Raw genomic sequence first — 20016 nt, forward strand, 5'->3', positions numbered from 1 at the left:
ACCCGAAGTCCCCCGGAGCTACCCCGAGTTGAACACAATGAGGCAGAAAGTGAGCTGTACGACTAGTCATGGCTGACAACACCCCTGCGGGCAGCACCACGGACGGTGCCATCACGGTGGGACAGCCCGCCGACGCCCGGGTCAGCGCGGCCCCGTCCTACGACGTGGCCGACTTCCCGGTGCCGCACGGCCGCGAGGAGGAGTGGCGCTTCACTCCGCTGGAGCGGCTGCGCGGGCTGCACGACGGCACCGCCGAGGCCACCGGCGCCCTGCGGGTCGAGGTGACCGCGCCGGACGGCGTCACGGTGCAGACGGTGGACCGCACCGACCCGCGGGTCGGCAGGGCGGGCAAACCGGTCGACCGGGTCGCCGCCCAGGCGTTCAGCTCCTTCGAGAAGGCCTCGGTCGTCAGCATCCCCGCCGAAGCGGTCCTGACCGAGCCGGTCAGGATCGCCGTGCACGGCGAGGGCGGCACGGTCTACGGCCACCAGATCGTCGAGGTCGGCGCCTTCGCCGAGGCCGTCGTCGTCATCGACCACACCGGTGACACCACGCTGGCCGGCAACACCGAGTACCTGATCGGCGACGGTGCCAAGCTCACCGTGGTCTCCGTGCAGGACTGGGACGACACCGCCGTGCACGCCGCCCAGCACACCGCGCTGATCGGCCGGGACGCCACCTTCAAGTCGGTGGTCGTCACCTTCGGCGGCGACCTGGTCCGGCTGAGCCCGCGGGTCGGGTACGGCGCCCCCGGCGGCGAGGCCGAGCTGTACGGGCTGTACTTCACCGACACCGGCCAGCACCAGGAGCACCGGCTCTTCATCGACCACGACACCCCGCACTGCCGCTCCAACGTGGCCTACAAGGGCGCGCTCCAGGGCCAGGACGCCCACGCGGTGTGGATCGGCGACGTGCTGATCAGGGCAGCCGCCGAGGGCACCGACACCTACGAGCTGAACCGCAACCTCGTCCTCACCGACGGCGCCCGGGTCGACTCGGTGCCGAACCTGGAGATCGAGACCGGCGAGATCGTCGGCGCGGGCCACGCCTCGGCGACCGGCCGCTTCGACGACGAGCAGCTGTTCTACCTGCAGTCCCGCGGCATCCGCGAGGAGGACGCCCGCCGCCTGGTGGTCCGCGGCTTCTTCGGCGAGCTGGTGCAGCAGATCGGCCTGCCCGACCTCGAAGAGCGGCTGATGGCGAAGATCGACGCCGAACTGGAGGCGTCCGTCGGATGAACGGCATCGACGCCTACGTGCGCGTCTGCGCGCTCGGCGACCTGGAGGAGGACACTCCCCACCGGGTCGAGATCGACGGTGTGCCGGTCTCGGTGGTCCGTACCGAGGGCGATGTGTTCGCGATCAACGACATCTGCTCGCACTCCAACGTCTCGCTCTCCGAGGGCGAGGTCGAGGACTGCCAGATCGAGTGCTGGCTGCACGGGTCGAGTTTCGACCTGCGCACCGGCAAGCCGTCCGGGCTGCCCGCCACGCGGCCCGTCCCCGTATACCCCGTCAAGATCGTTGGGGACGACGTGCTCGTCTCCGTCACCCAGGAGTCCTGAGTCACCCATGGCCACGCTTGAAATCAACGACCTGCACGTCACCGTCGAAGCCGACAACTCCACCAAGGAGATCCTCAAAGGCGTCGACCTGACCGTGAAGCAGGGCGAGACCCACGCCATCATGGGCCCGAACGGCTCAGGCAAGTCCACGCTCGCCTACTCGCTGGCCGGGCACCCCAAGTACACCGTCACCGGCGGCACCGTCACCCTCGACGGTGAGGACGTGCTGGCGATGACCGTGGACGAGCGGGCCAGGGCCGGCCTCTTCCTCGCCATGCAGTACCCGGTCGAGGTGCCCGGCGTCTCGGTCTCCAACTTCCTGCGCACCTCCGCCACCGCCATCCGCGGCGAGGCCCCCAAGCTGCGCACCTGGGTGAAGGAGGTCAAGGAGGCCATGCAGCGGCTGAACATGGACCCCGCCTTCGCCGAGCGCAACGTCAACGAGGGCTTCTCCGGCGGTGAGAAGAAGCGCCACGAGATCCTGCAGCTCGAACTGCTCAAGCCGCATATCGCGATCCTCGACGAGACCGACTCCGGCCTCGACGTGGACGCGCTGCGGGTGGTCTCCGAGGGCGTCAACCGGGTCCGCGAGGGCGGCGAGGTCGGCACCCTGCTGATCACCCACTACACGCGGATCCTGCGGTACATCAAGCCCGACTTCGTCCATGTCTTCGCGGCCGGCCGGATCGCCGAGTCCGGTGGCGCCGAACTGGCCGACAAGCTGGAGGAAGAGGGCTACGAGTCCTACGTGAAGGGCGGCCCCGTGAGCGGAGCGGACTCCGAGGGGGATGTCGCGTGACACCTCCCCCGACGACCGGGCGGCAGCTGCCCGGCCTTCTCGACACCGAGGCGATCCGCAAGGACTTCCCCGTCCTGGACCGCCTGGTGCACGGCGACAAGAAGCTCGTGTACCTGGACAACGCGGCGACCTCGCAGAAGCCGCGCCAGGTGCTCGACACCCTCAACGCGTACTACGAGCAGTCCAACGCCAACGTCCACCGCGGTGTGCACGTCCTCGCCGAGGAGGCCACCGCGCTGTACGAGGGCGCCCGCGACAAGGTCGCCGCCTTCATCAACGCGCCCAGCCGCGACGAGGTCATATTCACCAAGAACGCCTCGGAGTCGCTGAACCTGGTGGCGAACATGCTCGGCTGGGCCGACGAGCCCTACCGGGTGGACCGGGACACCGAGATCGTCATCACCGAGATGGAGCACCACTCCAACATCGTGCCGTGGCAGCTGCTCTCGCAGCGCACCGGTGCGACGCTGAAGTGGTTCGGGCTGACCGACGACTACCGGCTCGACCTGTCGGACATCGAGCAGGTCATCACCGAGAAGACGAAGATCGTCTCCTTCGTGCTGGTCTCCAACATCCTGGGCACCGTCAACCCGGTCGAGGCCATCGTGCGCCGCGCCCAGGACGTCGGCGCCCTGGTGCTGATCGACGCCTCGCAGGCCGCTCCGCACACGGTGCTCGACGTGCAGGCGCTGGGCGCCGACTTCGTGGCCTTCACCGGCCACAAGATGGTCGGCCCGACCGGCATCGGGGTGCTGTGGGGCCGCCAGGAGCTGCTGGAGGACCTGCCGCCCTTCCTCGGCGGCGGCGAGATGATCGAGACCGTCTCGATGCACTCCTCCACCTACGCCCCGGCGCCGCACAAGTTCGAGGCCGGCACCCCGCCGATCGCCCAGGCGATCGGGCTCGGCGCGGCCGTGGACTATCTGTCGGCGATCGGCATGGACAAGATCGCCGCCCATGAGCACGCCCTGACCGAGTACGCGCTCGAACGGCTGCTCCAGGTCCCCGACCTGCGGATCATCGGCCCGCAGACCGCTCAGGACCGGGCCGCCGCGATCTCCTTCGTGCTGGGCGACATCCATCCGCACGACGTCGGCCAGGTGCTCGACGAGCAGGGCATCGCGGTCCGGGTCGGCCACCACTGCGCCCGGCCGGTCTGCCTGCGGTACGGAATTCCTGCGACCACGCGGGCGTCGTTCTATCTGTACTCCACCCCGGCCGAGGTCGACGCCCTGGCCGAGGGTCTTGAACAGGTCCGGGACTTCTTCGGGTGATGGTGGTGCTGCTGTGAAGCTCGACTCGATGTACCAGGACGTGATCCTGGACCATTACAAGCACCCGCACGGGCGCGGCCTGCGGGACGGCCAGGCCGAGGTGCACCACGTCAACCCGACCTGCGGTGACGAGATCACCCTGCGGGTACGGCTGGACGGCGCCGTCGTCGGCGACGTGTCGTACGAGGGCCAGGGCTGCTCGATCAGCCAGGCCAGCGCCTCGGTCCTGAACGACCTGCTGGTCGGCAAGGAGGTCACGGAGGCGCAGAAGATCCAGGAGACCTTCCTGGAGCTGATGCAGTCCCGCGGCCGGATCGAGCCGGACGAGGCGATGGAGGAGGTGCTGGAGGACGCCGTCGCGTTCGCCGGCGTCTCGAAGTACCCGGCGCGGGTCAAGTGCGCGCTGCTGAGCTGGATGGCCTGGAAGGACGCGACGGCGCAGGCGCTGTCCGGCACCACACCCGAGGAGACCGCATGACTGACAGCACCGAGGTCGCGCTCAAGCCGGCCTCCGAGGAAGAGATCCGCGAGGCGCTCTACGACGTGGTCGACCCCGAACTGGGCATCGACGTGGTCAACCTGGGCCTGATCTACGGCATCCACGTCGACGACACCAACGTCGCCACCCTCGACATGACCCTCACCTCGGCCGCCTGCCCGCTCACCGACGTGATCGAGGAGCAGGCGCAGACCGCGACCGAGGGCATCGTCAGCGCCCTGAAGATCAACTGGGTCTGGATGCCGCCGTGGGGCCCGGACAAGATCACCGACGACGGCCGCGACCAGCTGCGCGCCTTGGGCTTCAACGTCTGAGCGGTGCCGTCGCGCTGTCGGCGCACCCTGGCCCTGCCGGGTCGGGGCGCCGCCAGGGTGGTCTGATCGGGGCGCCCGCCCGTCGTGCTCAGGGCACCGCCCGTCGTGCGCCGCCCTCAGAAGGCATGGCGGGTGAGAAGAGCGAAATAGATCTGCGCGGCGCGGTGGATCTCGGCCAGCGGGACGCGTTCGTCGTCCCGATGGGCCAGCCGCTCGTCGCCCGGGCCGCAGACCACGGTCGGCACGTTCAGGCGCTGCCGCAGGAAGCGCGCGTCCGTGGGGCCGGAATACACCGGATCGCCCGACGAGCCGACGCCGTGGTCCGCGCAGATCCCCCGCACCGCGGTCCAGAAAGGATCACCGGCGGGAGTCTCCGACGGCGGGTTGTAGAGCGTGATGCTGGACGCGGTACGGACGTCTTCGCGCGTGCAGTCTCTGATCAGTCGGGAAGCCGACTCGCGGGTCACCTGGTGCGCTCCGGGCGGAAGCCTCACATCGAGCTCCAGACGGCACCGCGCCGGCACGGCGTTGACCCGTTCCCCTCCCACGATCCGCCCCACGGAAACGACGACGGGGCCGGCGTCGGACGTACCCGAGAACAGTTCGGTCGCGCGCTCGGGGAGCCGGGCGACCGTCTCGCACGCGGCGAGGATCGCCGACACCCCGCCCGCCGGGTCGTTGGCCGGCGCCGTCCTCCCCTGCAGATCCGCCGTCAGCCAGGCGACGCCGCGTTCCCGGCGGTACGGCACGAGGTCCGACGGCGCGGTCACCACCGCTCCGACCAGATGCGGCCAGTGCGCGCCTGAGGTCATCGCGTCCCAGCCGGCCCGTCCGCCCCGTTCGCCGTCGGCGGTGAAGGCGAGGAGGACGTCGTGCGGCCCCGGCCGGCCGAGGGTGTGATAGCCGATCGCGGCCTCCACCGCTGCGGCGATCCCGCCTTTCATGTCGACGGACCCGCGCCCCCAGAGCTCGTCCCCGTGGACGCCTCCCTCGAAGGGAGGGTGCGTCCAGGTCGCGGGATCGGCGGGAACGGTGTCCGTGCTCGCCGTCAGCACGATGGTGGGCCGGCTGCCGTCGCACCGGCCGTAGCGGGCCAGGAGGTTGGGACGGCCGCCGACGTGCTCGATCCTCTCCAGGCTGTCCGCGGTGGGGGCGAGGATCCCACACAGGAGATCGACGACCGCCCCCTCGCCGGACGAGGGGTTCTCGCTGCGGACGCGGACCAGCCGGCGCAGCATGCCGACGAGGCGGTCCCTGTCGGGGGAGAAGCGGGGATTCATACGAGGAACTCCGGGTCGTGGCCGCTGTGGGATGAAGCGATGAACCTCTCGGCTTGCGCGGGTCCGTAGGGCTGCATGAACTGCGCCGCGCGGCAGTCGCGGAGTATCCGGCTCACCGGGGAGGCCCATCGGTAGGCACCGGCGCCCACGGTGCTCATCGCGAGATCCGAGAGCGAGAGCATGCTCTTGTGCAGCTGAAGCCTGCACAACTGCCATTCGCGCGAAAGGGCGAGCGAGTCGTCCGGCCCGATGCCGCCGGACTCGTCCACCGAGGAGAGGAAGGCCGCGGTGCTCTGCCGCGCCGCGGCGGCCTCCAGTTCGGCCTGGACCAGCGGCCCCGACCACCGGCCGGGGTCGCCGGCCGTCTGCCGGCGCGCGAGGGCGCCGGCGATCTCGTGGCGTGCGGCGGTGGCCAGCCCCAGGTAGATGCCGAGCATCCCGGCCGAGCTGCGAAGCCTCCCCGGCAGGGCGAGCGGGTCGTAGCGCCCCCACTCTCCGCGGACCGACAGGCTCCAGGGGAGGACCGGGGTAGCGGCGAACCGTACCCGCTCACTTCCCGATCCCCGCATCCCCAGGCCGTCCCAGCCGCTGCCGACCGAGACGCCGCGGTCCGCCCGGCGCACGATGACCCCGCCGAGGCGAGGGCCTGCGTCGGTCATGACGCGGGCGCGGACCGCGAAATGCGTGGCGGCGGGCGCGCCCGTGACCATCAGCTTGTCCCCGGTGAGCGCCCAGGCGCCCTCGGGTGTCCTGCTGACCGTGCTGTGCACCGTGAAGTACGAGGCGCCGGCCTCCGTGACGGCTCCGGCGACGAACGCGCTGCCGTCGGCCATGGACCGGAGCAGGGCCGAGGGACCCTCCTGGTCCGCGGGAGCGGGGCCGCCCGGGACAGCCGCGAGCAGCCCCGCGGACAGGGAGAGGCCGCGGGAGAGCTGCATGTGCAGGGCCAGCGCGACAGACGCGTCGGCGGCGCCGATCCGCTCCAGGACCGCTGCCACATCGCGCAGCGACCGGACACCCAGACCGCCCAGATGCCGGGGAACGGTGGCACCCATCAGGCCGGCCCGCGCCAGGCAGTCGTGCGATTCCCGGGCGTAGGAGCCGGCGCGGTCGTGGTCCGCGGCGCCGGCGGAGACGGTCGGCAGGCAGTCCAGGGCCAGGTCGACCGCCCGGTGGCCCTCCTTGCTGACGGCCCGCAGACCGTAGTCGACGGGCGGGGAGTCACTCACCGTCGGGTCCTGGTGCCGAAAGGCGCGGAAAGGGGTGGATCCGATGCCCGCGAAGGAAGGCCAGGGATTCGGTGAGACGGCGGCCGTCGTCGATCCCCACCCCGACCATCACATCCGCGCCGGGCGCGTACGTACGCAGGCAGCGGTCGAGTTCCGACCAGTCGAGGTTTCCGCTGCCGAGGGCGAGATCAGCGTCGTGGTCCCCGAAATTGTCGCCGTACTGGACGTAGGGCGTGTATTTCCCGGCCTGCTGGAACCACTCGTCGAGCGAGCTCCGGCCGTACACGTTCCAGTGGGCCGAGTCGAAGCACAGGCGCAGCTGTTCCGAATCGAACCGCTCGACCAGTTCCACGGTGAGATCCGGCGAGGAGTCCCACATGTTCTCGATCAGCACGGTCACGGATCCCAGGTCGATGCTGTCGAAGAAATCGAGCGTCCCCCGCAGCCACTGCCGGTCGTAGCCGGCCTCATTGATCATCGGAAGATGATTGCTGTGCAGTATCAGGCTCTCGACCCCGAGGGACTTCGCCCATTTCAGGGATTCTGCGACGCGGCGCCTCGAAGCCTCTCGGATCTCCCGGTCGGCGGTGTGGACCGCTATATCGATATAGGGTCCGTGAAGCACTTTCGCCAGGCCGTCGGGAAGCCCTTCGAGCAGTGTGGAGAAGTGCTCTTCCAAGCGGTCCAGGTTCTCTGGATAGGCGGGCTCTATGAGTTCCAGGTGGAAGTCCTCCGACTGTGCCATCTTGACGTATTCGGAGAGCTGGTGCAGTCTGGGCTGGATGGTTACGAGATTCACCTGGACCTCATTAAGTAGCCAGATCCGACAGAACGGGAAAGCTATGACAGCTGTTCGTGAGCGAGGCTTCCTTGTTGCCGTGGTGGGTATCGATGGTGCGGGCAAGACCACGCAGGTGAAGGCATTGGCGGAGTGGCTGGAAGGAGAAGGCGTGAACGCCCACTGCCTTCTTAACCAGACCATGCTTCCGGTTCGCCAGTCGCTGGATCGGATCGCTCTGGAAGACGGTTTCCCGGGACATCTGGAAATGGTCGGAGCAGACGCGATCCGGCTGATTTCGGCCTGCGCGAAGCTGGCGGCACTCGCCCGCCTGGAAGACACCCTCCGAATTCCGGGAACAGTGACCCTGGTGGACCGGTACACGTACTGCCAGTACGCTGCGGTCAGGCTCCAGAAGGCCGACAACGAAGAATTTCTCCGACGTCTGAACAGGGCACTTCCCGAGCCTGACCTGATTCTCTTCCTGGACGTCGATCCCCTTGAGGCGCAGCAGCGGATCAAGAAGCGCGGGATCGATGAGGAGAGCCTTGAATTCCTCTCCGGCTACCGGGCCGCCTATGCTTCGCTGCCCGAGTTCACGCAGTTCACCGTCGTCGACGGCAACGGGGACCATGCGGCGGTCCAGCAGCTCCTCCGCCGGCAGGTCGAGGAGCGGGTCCTGCGGGCCGGCTAGCCGTCGGCCCGTCGGTAGACGCTGACGTGGGCCCTGGAGTCGGCGCTGAAGCCCTGCCGGCTCCAGGTCTCCCAGCGGTCCTCCAGCTCCAGGCCCGCCTTGCCGGCCATGGCGTCCAGCTCGGCGGGCCAGCTGTAGCGGATACGCGTCGGGTACAGCTCGAACCCGCCGCTGGTGACTTCCAGGTCGAGTGATTCGACGGTCTGGTCGCGGTCGCTGTGCCGGGAGGCCTGAAGGAGCATGCCGCCCTCGCTGAAGTCCTTGACCCGGAGCGCGGGCGTCGCGGAGAACTGCTCGGGCGCGGGAACGAACGCCTCGATGACGAAGCGCCCGCCGGGGGTGAGGTGCCGGGCCACCGTGCCGAAGCAGTCCTGCTGGGCGCCGGCGCTGTCCAGCAGGAAGAACGAGTTGAAGGCCACCCAGACGAGGCGGTAGCGGCCGGGGAGGTCGAACGCGGCCATGTCGCCGTGCAGGGCCGTGACCCGCTCGCCGCCGGGGGCCGCCCGCAGCACGTCGAGCATCCGCTCGGAACTGTCCAGCCCGTGCACGGCGGTGCCGGACTCCGCGAGCGGGATGGCCAGCCTGCCGGTGCCCACCCCGAGTTCGAGCGCGGGACCGGCTTGTGCGAGCGAGGAGAGCAACTCGACCGCGAGGTGCTCGTCGGCCCGCCCGGCCACCTGCCGGTCGTAGGCGCCGGCCCGGGCGTCCCCGTAGGCCGCTGACGTCCAGTTGCGAAACTCGTTCATTGGTCCTCGCGAAGGGTAGGGAGTGCCGCGGCCCGCGCGCGGCATGCGTCCGGTGCGGCGTCAGGACTCCACTTTCTCCAGGAATTCCTGCCACCGGTTCTTCTGCTCGGCCGTCGAGCCCTCGCGGCACACGTGATCGCGCAGGTCCTCGTCCCACGTGATGGGCTGGGGGTCCTTGTCCGCCAGCTGTGACATGCCGTCGAGCAGGGTGTTGTCCATACCGGGAAGCAGCTCCGGTATCCAGTAGGCCAGGTAGTAGAAGATGCTGCGGCCCGGACTGTAGCTCGGGTTGCGGTTCTCGTAGTTCTCCAGGCTGAAGGCCGGGTAGGCACCGTCGCCGATCTTCTTCGGCACCTTCCAGATGGGGTAGCAGAAGGTCACGTCGCCGATCTCGCGGAAGGGCGCCGGCAGCGGCAGCAGGCCGCGTGACACGCGGGCGATGTGCTCCGCGACGATGTCCTCACGGTTGGCGCCCGTGGCGACGAACCTGATCCCCCGCTCGGAGGCGTAGCGGGACAGTACGCGCCGGAGCAGCCAGGTGCCCAGGAACTCGAGGTCGGCGTCGGGGAAGGAGTCCTTGAACACCTTCTTGACGGAGCCCAGTTCCTTCAGGCCGGCCAGCCTCGCGGTCTCGGACTCCTCGACGACGTTGAGCTCGATTCCGTGCGCGCCGCACAGCTCGCGTGCGTTGTCCACCTGGGCGTCCCAGTCGGGGATCCCGAGCATCATGACCGGGACGACCTGCTCGGGCCGGAAGAACCCGGACTCCATGAGGGTGGAGAGCAGGACGTTGGAGTCGCCGCCGCCGGAGGTGCCGACCACCAGGCCGGATGTCGGATCCGCGGGCCACTGGTCGAGGACGTCGGTGACGCTTCGCCGGACGAATTCGAAGCACTCGTTCGCGGTCATCTGCGAATGGACGGTCTGGAACGCCCCGCTGTCGGGGGTGGGGAAGGTCCATTCCGTGGTCGCCTCGGGCGCCAGCCGGGCACTGGAGGTCTCCGAGCCGAGCAGCCCGGGAAGATTGATGTTGCGGGTGACACGGGCGAAGATCTCGGTGTCGTCATAGGCGTCGCCCGGCAACGCGGTGGACGCGGGCACGAAGACCGCTCGCCGGTGGCCGGGGGCGCCGACGCCCGGCTGGGCGTCGATACGGTACGTCCACACGGCGGACAGCGGAATTCCGTAGAGCCGGAGCAGGGCTCCGATGGTGGGGGCACTGTCGTGCTCGAGCAGATACTCCCCGTGATTGGTCTGCAACCGGACTCGCATGCTTCATTCCGTTTCATGTATCGGCATGGCGAATGAGAGCTCAAACTGCCTAACACGCTGGTGGGGCACGTGAGTGCCCCACCAGCGAGCCGTGATCAGCCGGTGGCGATGATCGAGTTGCAGCAGGAAACGGACTCCAGACCACTGTCAGTGGCGGAAGCCTCCTGCGCTCCCAGAACGCCCAGGTTGATCGCCGCAACCGGCTCGAACTCTACGAGGACGGCCGCCGGAGCGTTCACAAGACCCAGATCGGTGCTCATTAGTATTCACCTCCCTTTGCATGTCGGAATTCCAACCGCGCTTTTTGCGCGGCAGCTCGGAGGGCGGTTTTGTCACGCCTTACAGCGGGACCCGGCCAGAGTCGGCTCTGAGCTTCTCGATGGCCTGCTCCACAAGTTTGCCGGCGACGGAGCCGGGTGAGGGTATCTCGCCTCTCCCGGCCCGTTCGCGAAAAAGGTGCACATCCGGGAACACGTCGGACGGAAGGTCGCACAGGGAGCGTTGCATATCGGTGTCCATGGCGCCGGGGGAGAAGGAGAACGCCGTGAGGCCGGCCGGCTGCTCCTCCGCGGCCACGGCTTCCGTGATCCGCTCCACCGCGGCCTTCGTGGCGGCGTAGCCGCCCCAGCCGCGGCGGGCGCCCTTGGCCGAGCCGGCCGTGAGATTGACCAGGACGCCCGGTCCCGGGCGGCCTCTGACATGGCGGGCGAAGGCCTGGCACCCGTGGACGACGCCCAGCACGTTGACGCTGATCAGCTGGGACCAGCGCTCGCTGCTCCCGTCCGCCACACCGAATATGTCCACCACTGCCGCGTTGTTGACCCATACGTCGATACGGCCGAATCTGTCGACGACCTGATCGGCGAAGCTCTGTACGGCCTGCTCGTCCCCGACGTCGAGCGAGCTGTAGTGCTCAAGCGCGCTTCCGGCACAGGGGCTCGTGCTTCGCGCCGCACCCACGGCTGTGAAACCGCGTTCCTGGAACGCGTGGCCGAGTGAATTTCCCAGCCCGCGACTCGCGCCGGTGACGACCGCGACAGGATTTAAGTCACCCAACGATTCAGATAAGGTGCGCTGCACGCTGTACCACATCATTTCGTTGACCGGCCCGACCGGAAACAGCGGGCGTCCGGGCGCTATCTCCCGGAGCGAGGAAGATGATTCTCCGCATGGGGAGAGACGCTCTCAAGAGCGTGGGGCAGGTGTCAAGGGTGCGTCGGGTCCACATGTCCGTGCAAGTGGAATGTTTGATTCTGCCAGGCCAGGGGAGTTGTCATTTTCGCCGGGGGAGCTTTCGGACATCCTTGGATCAATGGATCATCGTCAAGAATATCCATTGCGATTTTCGGCGGCGCCGCTCCGAGGTTGTCTTAATTTGGCGCATGGATGGTTTGACTGCGATCTTGTGCGGATGCGGCTCCTTGTGGTGATCTCGTCGGTGACGTACGAGCGATGTGTGTCCGACGGGTGCCGCAGATGACCAGAAACAGATTACCGTCGCCGGTGCCCGCCGATATGATTGGGCTCACCCACGGAAGGCTTCTGCCTGTATGAACAGGGAAAACGAACTGCTCCTGGAACTCGCCCGCGTCTCCCTCGACGCCCGTCGGCTGCACCGTGTCCGCACCGCGCTGGCCGGGTACGGCGGGGAGTTCGACTGGGGCGGCTTCGTGGATCAGGCCGCCCGCCACAGGGTGCTGCCGCTCGTCGGCCGCCACATCACCCGGCACCGGCTCTTCCACAGCGACTCAGGGCTGCCCGTCATCCCCTACCGCTGGCTGTACGAGAGCGCGTACGAGGGCAATCTCCAGCGCAACCTGACGCTCGCCGAGGAGTTCGGCACGGTCATCGAGGCGCTCGGGCAGGCGGGGATCCCCTATGCCATACGCAAGGGGCCGGTCGTCGTCGAAAGGCTGTACGGCGATCCGGGCCTGCGCAGGATCGGCGATCTCGACGTGCTGGTGGACCGGCCGCACGCGCCGGAGGCCGGCGAGGTGCTGGTGAAACTCGGCTACCGGCAGGGCAGGCTCTCGGCCGACGGTGCGGCGATCGAGGAGTTCAGCCGGAGCACCCGGCTGTTCTGGCACATGAACGTGCAGAACGAACTCCCCTACATGAAGATCGCGGACCGCCCGCATGTCGACGTGTTCGACGTGGACATCTGCCTGAACATCTTCCAGACGCTCGCCGAGAGCAACGTATCCGTCTCCGCACTGATCGCGCGTCGTGAGTCCGCGGTGCTGTGCGGCCGGTCCGGTTACTCGCTCGCCCCCGCGGACCAGTTCATCGACCTGTGCGCTCACCTGCACAAGGAGGCGGTGACGCTGCACTACATCGAGCAGGGCACGGACCTCCAGTTGCAGAAGTTCCTGGACATCGGGCTCAGCTGCGCCGAACTCACCGAGCGTGGCGGCTGGCCGCAGGTGCGGGCACAGGCGCAGGAGTACGCGGCCGGGCGGAGCGTCTACTTCGCCCTGCACCACACCGCCGAGCTCTATCCCGAACTGGTGCCGGTGGCGGAGTTGGCGCACTTCCGCCCCGCCGACACCGGCTACCTCGACTCCTACGGCGACTTCGACGGCGCGGGCGGGCGCTGGGAACAGCCCTTCAAGGAGCGCCTGTTCGACGGCGGGCGCGGGCGGCAGGTGGCTCAGAAGTCCTCGGTGCCGCGCACCTGAGGTCCGCCGTCCCAGCCGGCGCCGGCCCCGGCCCCGGGCCCGTGGCGGTGGCGGAGCGCGAGGAGGAGCCGGTCGAGGCCGAAGGCCACACAGGCGCTGTGCGCAGGTGAGCCGTCCGGCAGGGTGAAGCCGAAAGCCCGGCCGAAATGGTCCTCGTGGTAGTTGGCCGAGGCCACCGCCTGGGCCAGGCCCTCGTCCACCTCCGCCAGCACCTCCCACTTGAGCTGCTTGCTGCGCTGGACGTCCGACATGAGCAGCCCCGGCCGGCCGAAGAACGGATCGCTCGCCAGCTCCACCGCGATGCCGAGGCCGAGCCCGCGCAGCCATTCCGCCACCGACGCGAGGGCGGAGTCCCGCCAGTCGGCCACCGCCTCCGGGGCGCCGAAGCGGACGATCTCGTACATGCGGAAGGAGCGCAGCCGGCCCGTCTCGGCGGTCGCCTCCGCCCGGTAGCAGGCGGCTTCCACGCTCAGCTGGCCGGTGGCGGTGACGGTGCGGCCGGCGAGCAGCGGATACAGGTGGTGGCACGCCGCCGAGGTCAGCACGAGGTCGGTGGGAGCCGGCGCGCCGCCGTCCGGGGAGCCGTGCACCGATCCGAGCAGGTGCGGGAAGGTACCGGGGTAGCCGGCCCGCTCGCAGACCGCCCGGGACAGCACCGGAGGGGCGAGGTAGTGCTCCTCGCTCTCCGTGAGGAACCGCGCGGCGATGCCCTCCCGCAGGCGGTCCAGGGTCCGGCCTTCCGCACGGGAGGTGAGCACCACTCCGGGTGCCTGGTCGAGCCGGCCCGGCGTCGTCGTCATCGTTCTCCTCGGGAGAGCAGCAGGGTCTGGGCGTTGACGGCGAGCAGCCGGCCGTTGCCGATCATCAGCGGGGCGGAGCAGGCGTCGCGCAGCAGCCGGGCCACCGAATGGGGCCCCCGTTCGGTGAAGCCGGCCATTCCGCAGACCCGCAGCGCCAGTTGGGTGATCTCCACCGCGCTCTCCGAGGCCGCCACCTTGAGGGCGTTGAGCTGCACGCCGAGTCCCAGGGTGGGTTCGGCTCCCGCCGCGAGCACCGGCTCGACGGCCTGCACCGCCGCGTCGAGCTGCGCCCTCATCCCCAGCAGCCGGGAGTGCGCCAGAGCGAGTTCGGGAACGTCCCCGCTCCCCCCTGCCAGCACCCGCCGCCGCACGCACCGTACGCCCCGGTCCACCGCCTCGATGGCGATCCCGTGCCACACGCCCGCCCACAGCAGGTGGGACACCGGCACCATGGTCATGGCGGCGACGGTCCTGAACGGCACCGGCAGTATCTGGTCGCGGTCGAAGGCGGCCCTGAGCCGGAACGAGGGGCTGCAGGTGCCCCGCATCCCCAGGGTGTCCCAGGTGCCCTGCTGCTCCAGCTCGACCTGCTCGCGGCCCACCAGGACGGCGACCTGGTCACCGGGATCCGCGTCGGCCGAACGGCGGGCGGTGACCAGGTAGGCGTCCGCGTGCGCGCCGTAGGAGACGGTGGTGCCGTCCTTCTCCAGCGTCGTCCGGCCGGCCGCGCCGTCCGCCACGCCGGTGGTGCTGTGGCGCAGGTCGCCGCCCGTGCCCCGCTCGCTGGTGACCGAGGCGATCAGCCATCGCCGGTCCACCGCTGTGCGCAGCAGCGGGGACCCGGGGTGGTGCCGGACGACGCAGGCCAGCTGCGTCTGGTGCATGGCCCAGATCATCGCCGTGGCCGCGCAGCTCCGTGCGAGGCGCTCCGCGATCTCGACCAGGGCCGGCAGCCCGAGCCCGAGCCCGCCCGACTCCCGCGGGACGACGGCCGCGATCAGGTTGGTGTCGCGCAGCACCTTGAGCGCCTCGGCCGGCAGCCGCGCGTCCCGGTCCACGTCGTCGGCCGCCGCGCCCGCCTGCTCGGCGGCCACGGTGAGAGCCCGGTCCACTTCCCGGGTGAGCCCGCGCGCCCGCGCCGTCGTCACCGCGGGGTGGCCCGCTGCTCGTCCAGCAGCGGCGCCAGCGCCGACCCGATGCTCCTGATGCTGGTGAACGTCTCCCGGGTCAGCACGGCCTGCGGGAATTCCACGCCGTAGTGGTCCTCCAGCAGCAGCATCATCTGCACGCTGGTCACCGAGTCCATACCCGCGTCCCACAGGTCGGCGTCCGCCGGCAGCCCGGGGACGATGTCCCGCAGCTTGGGCGCGCCGGCGATGACCTGCCTGATCTCCTCGTCCACGAGATGTCTCTCCTCAGCTTCCGAAGTGCCCGGTGGGTGCGTCGAGCCGATCGGCGCCCTCCGGCGCTCCCCTGCGCCGTCGGCGGCGCGAAGAGCCGGAAGCATTCCGTCCGTTCGGGCGTCCTGCCGGTGGCCGGGAGGTCGGGTTTCCGTGAATGCCGACGCCCGGAAAACGGCACCCGAACGGTATCCCCGCCTCGCTCGACAGTAAACACATGAACCCGTAGTCGCTCATACTTGCAGGACGAAGTCAACCCCCCCGTCCCGCGCGACAGTGCAAGGCCGATGCTAAATTTGACGGAAAATCATCCCTGCCAGGACCACTGTCGCGACGGCGCCAGGGTGCGGCCCGAGAACGACTCCGCAGAGATCACGGCAAAAACGGAGTTCAACGTTCCGACGATTGCCGTGGGTCTCCGAATGGCCGGTTCCTGATCAGCCTGGCCGATCCAATGCGGAAGAGGGGCCACCGCGCCCTTGTCGAGCCCCCGTCCGCGGATCGGGAGCGTGAACTGCCTGGTCGGCCGCTTGCGGGTTCGACGAATGGGATGAATGGGACCTCTCGCGTGAACATCTATAAATGTGTCGCATCCTCCAATGTGCTCGCGCTGAGATTTTTTAGGGCCCGGCGATTGATCTTGCCGTGGCTTTAGGGTTGTGGAATATTGATGGCCTGCTGAGCTGTTCGGACTGGATTCGGTGGACTGTTCACCTGGTGACGGTTTAAGAGGTAGCGATGACCGGTTCTGCTTCTGAATCTGCTATATTACTGGACGATTTGAGTCGCACCTTTCGCGGTCCGCAGGGGAGCGTCAAACGCGCCGTGGACGGCCTCTCGCTGCGCGTCGAGCGCGGTGAAATGCTGGGGCTCCTGGGCCCCAACGGAGCCGGGAAGACCAGCACCGCGAAGATACTGATGACAGTTCTGCTGCCGTCCTCGGGATCGGCCGGCATTCTCGGGCACGACGTGGTGAAGGACGCCCAGGCGGTACGCCGGCTCACCGGAGTGATCCTGGGCGGCGACGCGGGTCTGTACGCGCGGCTGTCGGCCCGGGACAACCTCCTGCTCTTCGCCGATCTCTACGGGATCCCGTACCGGGAGCAGAAGCGCCGCGTGCCCGAACTGCTGGACATGGTGGGGCTGCTCGGCAGCGAACGGAAGCGCGTGGAGTCGTTCTCCCGCGGCATGAAGCAGCGGCTGCACATCGCGCGGGGCCTGCTGCACGACCCGCAGGTGGTCATCCTCGACGAACCGAGCAACGGGATCGACCCGGTGGGCGCCCGTGAACTGCGCGCGCTGGTCCGCGAACAGGTGCGGCAGGGGCGGACCGTGCTGCTCACCACGCACTACATGTTCGAGGCCGACGAGATGTGCGACCGGGTCGCGGTGATGCGCGACGGCCGGAAGATCGCGGAGGGGACACCCGAATCCCTGAAGAAGCAGACCGACGGCCAGGTCGTCCTCACCGTGCACGTCAACGGTGCCGGTGACGAGCACGTGGCGAGGCTGCGGCGGCTGCCCGGGGTGCGGTCGGTGAGCCTGTCCGGGCGCGACGCGGGCCAGTCGCTCGACATCCACAGCGGCCAGGAGACCGATGTGACCGCCGTGGTGCTGGCCGAGATCAGGGAGCTGACGGTCCTCCAGGTGATCAAGCGCGAGCCGACGCTGGAGGACGCGTACGTGTCCCTCATCACCGGGGACGACACGTGACGGCCTCCGCTGTCCTGGCACTGCGCGCCAACAGCGGCTACCTGGCCCGGTCGCTGCGGCTGGAGCTGCGCCAGCTCGCGCGCTCCCGGCTCTACCTCTTCTTCGCGATCGTGCTGCCGCTGATCTTCGCCTCGCTGGCCTTCTACATGTTCCGCGGCTCGGTCCGGCACACCGCGCCCATCAGCGTGGCGCTGAGCGCCGGAATGATGGGCATGTGGTCCTCGACCCTGCTCGGTTCGGGGAACGCCATCAACCGGCTGCGCGTGTCGCAGGTCCTGGAACCCCTGGTGGCCAGTCCCCGGTCGACGTTCTTCGTCATCCTGCCGTTCACCCTGGCCACCGCGTCGCTGGGCGTCTACGGCCTCGGCGCGACCCTGCTGTGGAGCGCGGTGCTCTTCAGCATGCCGCTGCACATCGCCCACCCGCTGCTGTTCGCCGCCGCCGTGCTGGTGACGGTGCTGGCGCTGGGACTGCTGGGCCTGCTGCTGGCCTCGGGCTTCATCCTCTATCCCACCGCCCAGTCGCTGGCCAACTTCTTCGAGTACCCGGTGTGGATCCTCAGCGGCATGCTCGTGCCGATCTCCACCCTCCCGCGCCCGGTGCGGGTGGTCTCCCACGTCCTGGCCCCCACCTGGGGGGTCAGCGCGCTGGAGAACGCGGCCCTCGGATCCGCCGGGGCGGCCGGGCGCGCCGTGGGCATGTGCCTCCTGCTGTCCGCCGTCTACGTCGGCGTCACCCTCCTGCTGCTGGGGAGGTTCGAGTGGCTGGCACGCTCCAGCGGAACACTGGCGCTTCAGTGACGCTGAGGCTGTTCTTCGTCGCGGGCTGGCGCTCTCACCTGGCGCTGTTCCGCTGGCTGCGGCCGTCCGCCTTCATCCCCACCGTCATCGGCGTCCCGGTGGTGCAGCTGCTGTGGTTCGTCCACCTCGGCCGCTACCTGGGCACCCATCCCACCGGCTACTACGTGGTCGGCAACGCGCTGAACGCCTGCGCCGTGGCCGGCCTGTTCGCCCCGGCCATGTCGATCCAGGGCGAGCGCTTCGGCGGCACGCTCACCGCCGTACTGTCCACGCCGGCCAACAGATGGGTGATGTTCGGCGGACGCATCGTGCCCGCCGTCCTCATCGGCGCCTTCACCTCGGCGGTCATGCTGACGCTCGGCGTCGCCGCCGGGTGGGTGCACGTCCCGGCGCAGGCCCTGCCGCGGCTGCTGCTCGCCGTACTCGTCACCGCCTCGTCCTGCAGCGCGTGCGGCCTGGTCGTCGGCGCGATCGGCCTGCGCACCCGGGAGGCCACCCTGGTGGCCAACATCGTGCTCTACCTCATGCTGCTGCTGTGCGGGGTGAACATCCCCATCGACCAGCTGCCGCCGTGGCTCGCCGCGGTCGGCCGGCTCATGCCGACGTCCCAGGGGATCGAGGCCGCACGCCGTGCGCTGTCGGGTGACGGCGGCGTCGCCGGGCTGCTGGGCCTGGAACTGCTGAAGACCGCCGTGCTGGCGCTGCTGGCCCTGCTGCTCCTGCGCGCGCTGGAAACGGCCAGCAGGCGACGGGCCACCCTCGACGACGTTTAAGGAGGACCAAGCGCGATGTCGCAGCCTGACAGCGTGCCTTTGACGTTCGGGCAACTCTCGGTCCGGCGGATCATCGCCCGCTGGCCGCACGCCCGCTGGCCGGAGACGTACCTGAGCACTGCCGTGGCGGTGCCCGACGGCTGCCCGCCCGAGCGCGTCGCGGAAGCGCTGAGCACCCTGTGCCGGCGCCACGAGTCGCTGCGCACGCACTTCTCCGACACGCCGGAAGGCCCCGTCCAGCGGGTGCGGCCTGCCGCGGACCGGGTGGAGGCCGTCACCGTCGGGCTTCCGGCCGGCGCCTCGGAGCCCGAGGCCATCGCGACCGCCCGCGGCCTGGCGAACGAACGCATCGACCTGGAGACCGACTTCGGCCGGCGCTTCACGGTGCTGACCCGCGGCGGTCGCCCGCGGTACGTCGTCATCGTCGCCGACCACATCGTCGCCGACGGGTTCGCCCACCGCCGGCTGCGCGCCGAGCTGACCGTACTCATGGGCGGGGACGACCCCCAGGGGCGGGAATGGCTGGCGCAGACCCCGGCGCAGCCGGCGGAGCTGGCCCTCTTCCAGCGGTCCGACGCCAACGCCGCCCGCCGGCAGGCCGCCCTCGGCCGGTGGGCGCACCTGCTGGAGACGCTGCCCCCCGAGGTCTTCCCGGTCCCCGAACCGGCCGAGGAGGTGCCCGGCCGCATCGAGGCCCAGCTGCGGTCGCCGGGGGCGCGCTCCGCGCTCGCGTCCGGGGCCGGGCGGCTGGGAGTACCGGCGCACGGCGTCCTGCTGTCCCTGACCTCGCTCGCGGTCGCGGCCGTGACCGGGACGCCGCAGGTCGTCCTCACCCTCCAGTCGAGCAACCGCTTCCGCCCGCCCTGGCACGAGCTGGTCAGCTCGATGAACCAGTACGCGCCGCTCCCGCTCGACACCGGCTCGCCGCCCGCCGGCTTCGGCCGGTACGCCGAGTCCGTCCAGGGCGCCGCCCTCCAGGCGTACCGCACCGGTTCCTACGACATGGACGCCGTCACCGAGCTGGTGCGCGCGGAGCGCGGCATCGCGCTCGGGTTCGACCACTTCTACAACTTCGCGGCCCACGACGCCTCCTCGGCGCCCGGCCACACCGGCGCGGGACCCGGGCGGATCGAGGCGACCCGTCCCCACCGGCAGATCGGACCGCGTCTCGACGTCAAGATCCGCAGCGGACCCGAGATGCCGATCGTGGTCCGCGCCGACCCCCGGCTCCTCCCGCAGCCACGGCTGCACGCCCTGCTCGCCTGGTACGACGAGCAGCTGCACCGGCTGGCCGCCGACGGGGACCTCGGCATGGACGCGGCGGTCGCCGGCTGCCGCGACGCGGTCGGCCGCCGGGAGGTCCGGTGAGCGCGCGACCCGGCCGCCCCGCCCGCCCGGCGCCG

Annotated in this window: 22 protein-coding genes; 12 read left to right on the plus strand and 10 right to left on the minus strand. The window is 69.7% G+C overall.

Annotated elements, in window-relative coordinates; genetic code table 11:
- Window positions 1-68 precede the first annotated feature (68 nt).
- From sufD to OHA86_RS29190, 6 genes are read left to right on the plus strand one after another with little or no spacing between them, the layout of a single operon-like run.
- On the plus strand, window positions 69-1238 hold the full coding sequence (sufD, locus tag OHA86_RS29165) for a Fe-S cluster assembly protein SufD (RefSeq protein ID WP_329179969.1): 1170 nt from the start codon (window positions 69-71) through the stop codon (window positions 1236-1238).
- Entirely contained in the window at window positions 1235-1564 is a 330-nt protein-coding gene (locus tag OHA86_RS29170) for a non-heme iron oxygenase ferredoxin subunit (protein WP_329179971.1), read from the plus strand. The genes sufD and OHA86_RS29170 overlap by 4 nt, the downstream gene beginning before the upstream one ends.
- A gap of 7 nt (window positions 1565-1571) precedes the next feature.
- A complete protein-coding gene (sufC, locus tag OHA86_RS29175; RefSeq protein ID WP_329179973.1) occupies window positions 1572-2363 on the plus strand; it encodes a Fe-S cluster assembly ATPase SufC in 792 nt (263 codons plus the stop codon).
- Window positions 2360-3637, plus strand: a complete 1278-nt coding sequence (locus OHA86_RS29180; RefSeq protein ID WP_329179975.1) for a cysteine desulfurase — start codon at window positions 2360-2362, stop codon at window positions 3635-3637. The genes sufC and OHA86_RS29180 overlap by 4 nt, the downstream gene beginning before the upstream one ends.
- 13 nt (window positions 3638-3650) lie before the next feature.
- On the plus strand, window positions 3651-4115 hold the full coding sequence (sufU, locus tag OHA86_RS29185) for a Fe-S cluster assembly sulfur transfer protein SufU (protein WP_329179977.1): 465 nt from the start codon (window positions 3651-3653) through the stop codon (window positions 4113-4115).
- A complete protein-coding gene (locus OHA86_RS29190; RefSeq protein ID WP_329179979.1) occupies window positions 4112-4450 on the plus strand; it encodes a metal-sulfur cluster assembly factor in 339 nt (112 codons plus the stop codon). Before sufU ends, OHA86_RS29190 begins: the two co-directional genes overlap by 4 nt.
- A gap of 116 nt (window positions 4451-4566) precedes the next feature.
- Here OHA86_RS29190 and OHA86_RS29195 read toward each other — a convergent pair whose 3' ends face one another.
- The 3 genes from OHA86_RS29195 to OHA86_RS29205 are packed head-to-tail and all read right to left on the minus strand — an operon-like array spanning window position 4567 to window position 7758.
- A complete protein-coding gene (locus tag OHA86_RS29195; protein ID WP_329179981.1) occupies window positions 4567-5730 on the minus strand; it encodes a M20 family metallopeptidase in 1164 nt (387 codons plus the stop codon).
- A complete protein-coding gene (locus OHA86_RS29200; RefSeq protein ID WP_329179982.1) occupies window positions 5727-6959 on the minus strand; it encodes an acyl-CoA dehydrogenase family protein in 1233 nt (410 codons plus the stop codon). Before OHA86_RS29200 ends, OHA86_RS29195 begins: the two co-directional genes overlap by 4 nt.
- The gene (locus OHA86_RS29205; RefSeq protein WP_329179984.1) at window positions 6952-7758 is read right to left on the minus strand and encodes a sugar phosphate isomerase/epimerase family protein; all 807 of its coding nucleotides are present in this window, start codon (window positions 7756-7758) and stop codon (window positions 6952-6954) included. Before OHA86_RS29205 ends, OHA86_RS29200 begins: the two co-directional genes overlap by 8 nt.
- Before the next feature lie 43 nt (window positions 7759-7801).
- Here OHA86_RS29205 and OHA86_RS29210 point away from each other — a divergent pair, with 43 nt between their 5' ends.
- Complete coding sequence (locus OHA86_RS29210; protein WP_329179985.1) at window positions 7802-8431, plus strand: dTMP kinase; 630 nt, start codon at window positions 7802-7804, stop codon at window positions 8429-8431.
- Here the strand turns inward: OHA86_RS29210 and OHA86_RS29215 are convergent.
- From OHA86_RS29215 to OHA86_RS29230, 4 genes are all read right to left on the minus strand, one after another.
- A complete protein-coding gene (locus OHA86_RS29215; protein ID WP_329179986.1) occupies window positions 8428-9177 on the minus strand; it encodes a class I SAM-dependent DNA methyltransferase in 750 nt (249 codons plus the stop codon). The two genes, OHA86_RS29210 and OHA86_RS29215, sit on opposite strands and share 4 nt — an antisense overlap.
- 60 nt (window positions 9178-9237) lie before the next feature.
- Window positions 9238-10449, minus strand: a complete 1212-nt coding sequence (locus OHA86_RS29220) for a hypothetical protein (RefSeq protein ID WP_329179988.1) — start codon at window positions 10447-10449, stop codon at window positions 9238-9240.
- A gap of 95 nt (window positions 10450-10544) precedes the next feature.
- On the minus strand, window positions 10545-10709 hold the full coding sequence (locus OHA86_RS29225; RefSeq protein WP_329179989.1) for a hypothetical protein: 165 nt from the start codon (window positions 10707-10709) through the stop codon (window positions 10545-10547).
- Window positions 10710-10788: 79 nt separating this feature from the next.
- Window positions 10789-11544, minus strand: coding sequence for an SDR family oxidoreductase (locus OHA86_RS29230; protein WP_329179991.1), 756 nt, complete (start codon window positions 11542-11544; stop codon window positions 10789-10791).
- Between the two features lie 455 nt (window positions 11545-11999).
- Here OHA86_RS29230 and OHA86_RS29235 point away from each other — a divergent pair, with 455 nt between their 5' ends.
- Window positions 12000-13127, plus strand: a complete 1128-nt coding sequence (locus OHA86_RS29235; RefSeq protein WP_329179992.1) for a nucleotidyltransferase domain-containing protein — start codon at window positions 12000-12002, stop codon at window positions 13125-13127.
- On the opposite strand, the gene OHA86_RS29240 is transcribed toward OHA86_RS29235, so the two are convergent.
- From OHA86_RS29240 to OHA86_RS29250, 3 genes are read right to left on the minus strand one after another with little or no spacing between them, the layout of a single operon-like run.
- Window positions 13100-13927 (minus strand): hypothetical protein, encoded by an 828-nt coding sequence (locus OHA86_RS29240; protein ID WP_329179993.1) that lies wholly within the window; start codon window positions 13925-13927, stop codon window positions 13100-13102. The genes OHA86_RS29235 and OHA86_RS29240 overlap by 28 nt on opposite strands.
- The gene (locus tag OHA86_RS29245; RefSeq protein WP_329179995.1) at window positions 13924-15075 is read right to left on the minus strand and encodes an acyl-CoA dehydrogenase family protein; all 1152 of its coding nucleotides are present in this window, start codon (window positions 15073-15075) and stop codon (window positions 13924-13926) included. The genes OHA86_RS29240 and OHA86_RS29245 overlap by 4 nt, the downstream gene beginning before the upstream one ends.
- Window positions 15072-15329: an acyl carrier protein gene (locus tag OHA86_RS29250; protein ID WP_329179997.1), complete on the minus strand. Its 258-nt coding sequence runs from the start codon at window positions 15327-15329 to the stop codon at window positions 15072-15074. Before OHA86_RS29250 ends, OHA86_RS29245 begins: the two co-directional genes overlap by 4 nt.
- An 823-nt stretch (window positions 15330-16152) precedes the next feature.
- Between OHA86_RS29250 and OHA86_RS29255 the strand changes: the two genes are divergently transcribed.
- Genes OHA86_RS29255 through OHA86_RS29270 form a run of 4 tightly spaced genes read left to right on the plus strand, consistent with a single transcriptional unit; the run spans window position 16153 to window position 19981 of the window.
- Window positions 16153-17040 carry an ABC transporter ATP-binding protein gene (locus tag OHA86_RS29255; RefSeq protein WP_329179999.1) on the plus strand — a complete coding sequence of 296 codons (888 nt, stop codon included), beginning with the start codon at window positions 16153-16155 and terminating at the stop codon, window positions 17038-17040.
- Window positions 17037-17840 carry an ABC transporter permease gene (locus OHA86_RS29260; RefSeq protein WP_329180001.1) on the plus strand — a complete coding sequence of 268 codons (804 nt, stop codon included), beginning with the start codon at window positions 17037-17039 and terminating at the stop codon, window positions 17838-17840. Before OHA86_RS29255 ends, OHA86_RS29260 begins: the two co-directional genes overlap by 4 nt.
- Window positions 17837-18613 carry an ABC transporter permease gene (locus OHA86_RS29265; RefSeq protein ID WP_329180003.1) on the plus strand — a complete coding sequence of 259 codons (777 nt, stop codon included), beginning with the start codon at window positions 17837-17839 and terminating at the stop codon, window positions 18611-18613. The genes OHA86_RS29260 and OHA86_RS29265 overlap by 4 nt, the downstream gene beginning before the upstream one ends.
- Window positions 18614-18628: 15 nt before the next feature.
- Window positions 18629-19981, plus strand: coding sequence for a condensation domain-containing protein (locus tag OHA86_RS29270; RefSeq protein ID WP_329180004.1), 1353 nt, complete (start codon window positions 18629-18631; stop codon window positions 19979-19981).
- Window positions 19982-20016 lie beyond the last annotated feature (35 nt).

The sequence above is a fragment of the Streptomyces sp. NBC_01477 genome (genome assembly GCF_036227245.1).
GTDB lineage: Bacteria > Actinomycetota > Actinomycetes > Streptomycetales > Streptomycetaceae > Actinacidiphila.

Bases quoted from the DNA above. Each gene is read 5' to 3' on its own strand.
- OHA86_RS29195 (WP_329179981.1), bottom strand. From the start codon at position 5,730: ATGAATCCCCGCTTCTCCCCCGACAGGGACCGCCTCGTCGGCATGCTG.
- OHA86_RS29230 (WP_329179991.1), bottom strand. From the start codon at position 11,544: ATGATGTGGTACAGCGTGCAGCGCACCTTATCTGAATCGTTGGGTGAC.
- OHA86_RS29235 (WP_329179992.1), top strand. From the start codon at position 12,000: ATGAACAGGGAAAACGAACTGCTCCTGGAACTCGCCCGCGTCTCCCTC.
- sufD (WP_329179969.1), top strand. From the start codon at position 69: ATGGCTGACAACACCCCTGCGGGCAGCACCACGGACGGTGCCATCACG.
- OHA86_RS29220 (WP_329179988.1), bottom strand. From the start codon at position 10,449: ATGCGAGTCCGGTTGCAGACCAATCACGGGGAGTATCTGCTCGAGCAC.
- sufC (WP_329179973.1), top strand. From the start codon at position 1,572: ATGGCCACGCTTGAAATCAACGACCTGCACGTCACCGTCGAAGCCGAC.
- OHA86_RS29270 (WP_329180004.1), top strand. From the start codon at position 18,629: ATGTCGCAGCCTGACAGCGTGCCTTTGACGTTCGGGCAACTCTCGGTC.
- OHA86_RS29240 (WP_329179993.1), bottom strand. From the start codon at position 13,927: ATGACGACGACGCCGGGCCGGCTCGACCAGGCACCCGGAGTGGTGCTC.
- OHA86_RS29215 (WP_329179986.1), bottom strand. From the start codon at position 9,177: ATGAACGAGTTTCGCAACTGGACGTCAGCGGCCTACGGGGACGCCCGG.
- OHA86_RS29210 (WP_329179985.1), top strand. From the start codon at position 7,802: ATGACAGCTGTTCGTGAGCGAGGCTTCCTTGTTGCCGTGGTGGGTATC.
- OHA86_RS29225 (WP_329179989.1), bottom strand. From the start codon at position 10,709: ATGAGCACCGATCTGGGTCTTGTGAACGCTCCGGCGGCCGTCCTCGTA.
- OHA86_RS29170 (WP_329179971.1), top strand. From the start codon at position 1,235: ATGAACGGCATCGACGCCTACGTGCGCGTCTGCGCGCTCGGCGACCTG.
- OHA86_RS29190 (WP_329179979.1), top strand. From the start codon at position 4,112: ATGACTGACAGCACCGAGGTCGCGCTCAAGCCGGCCTCCGAGGAAGAG.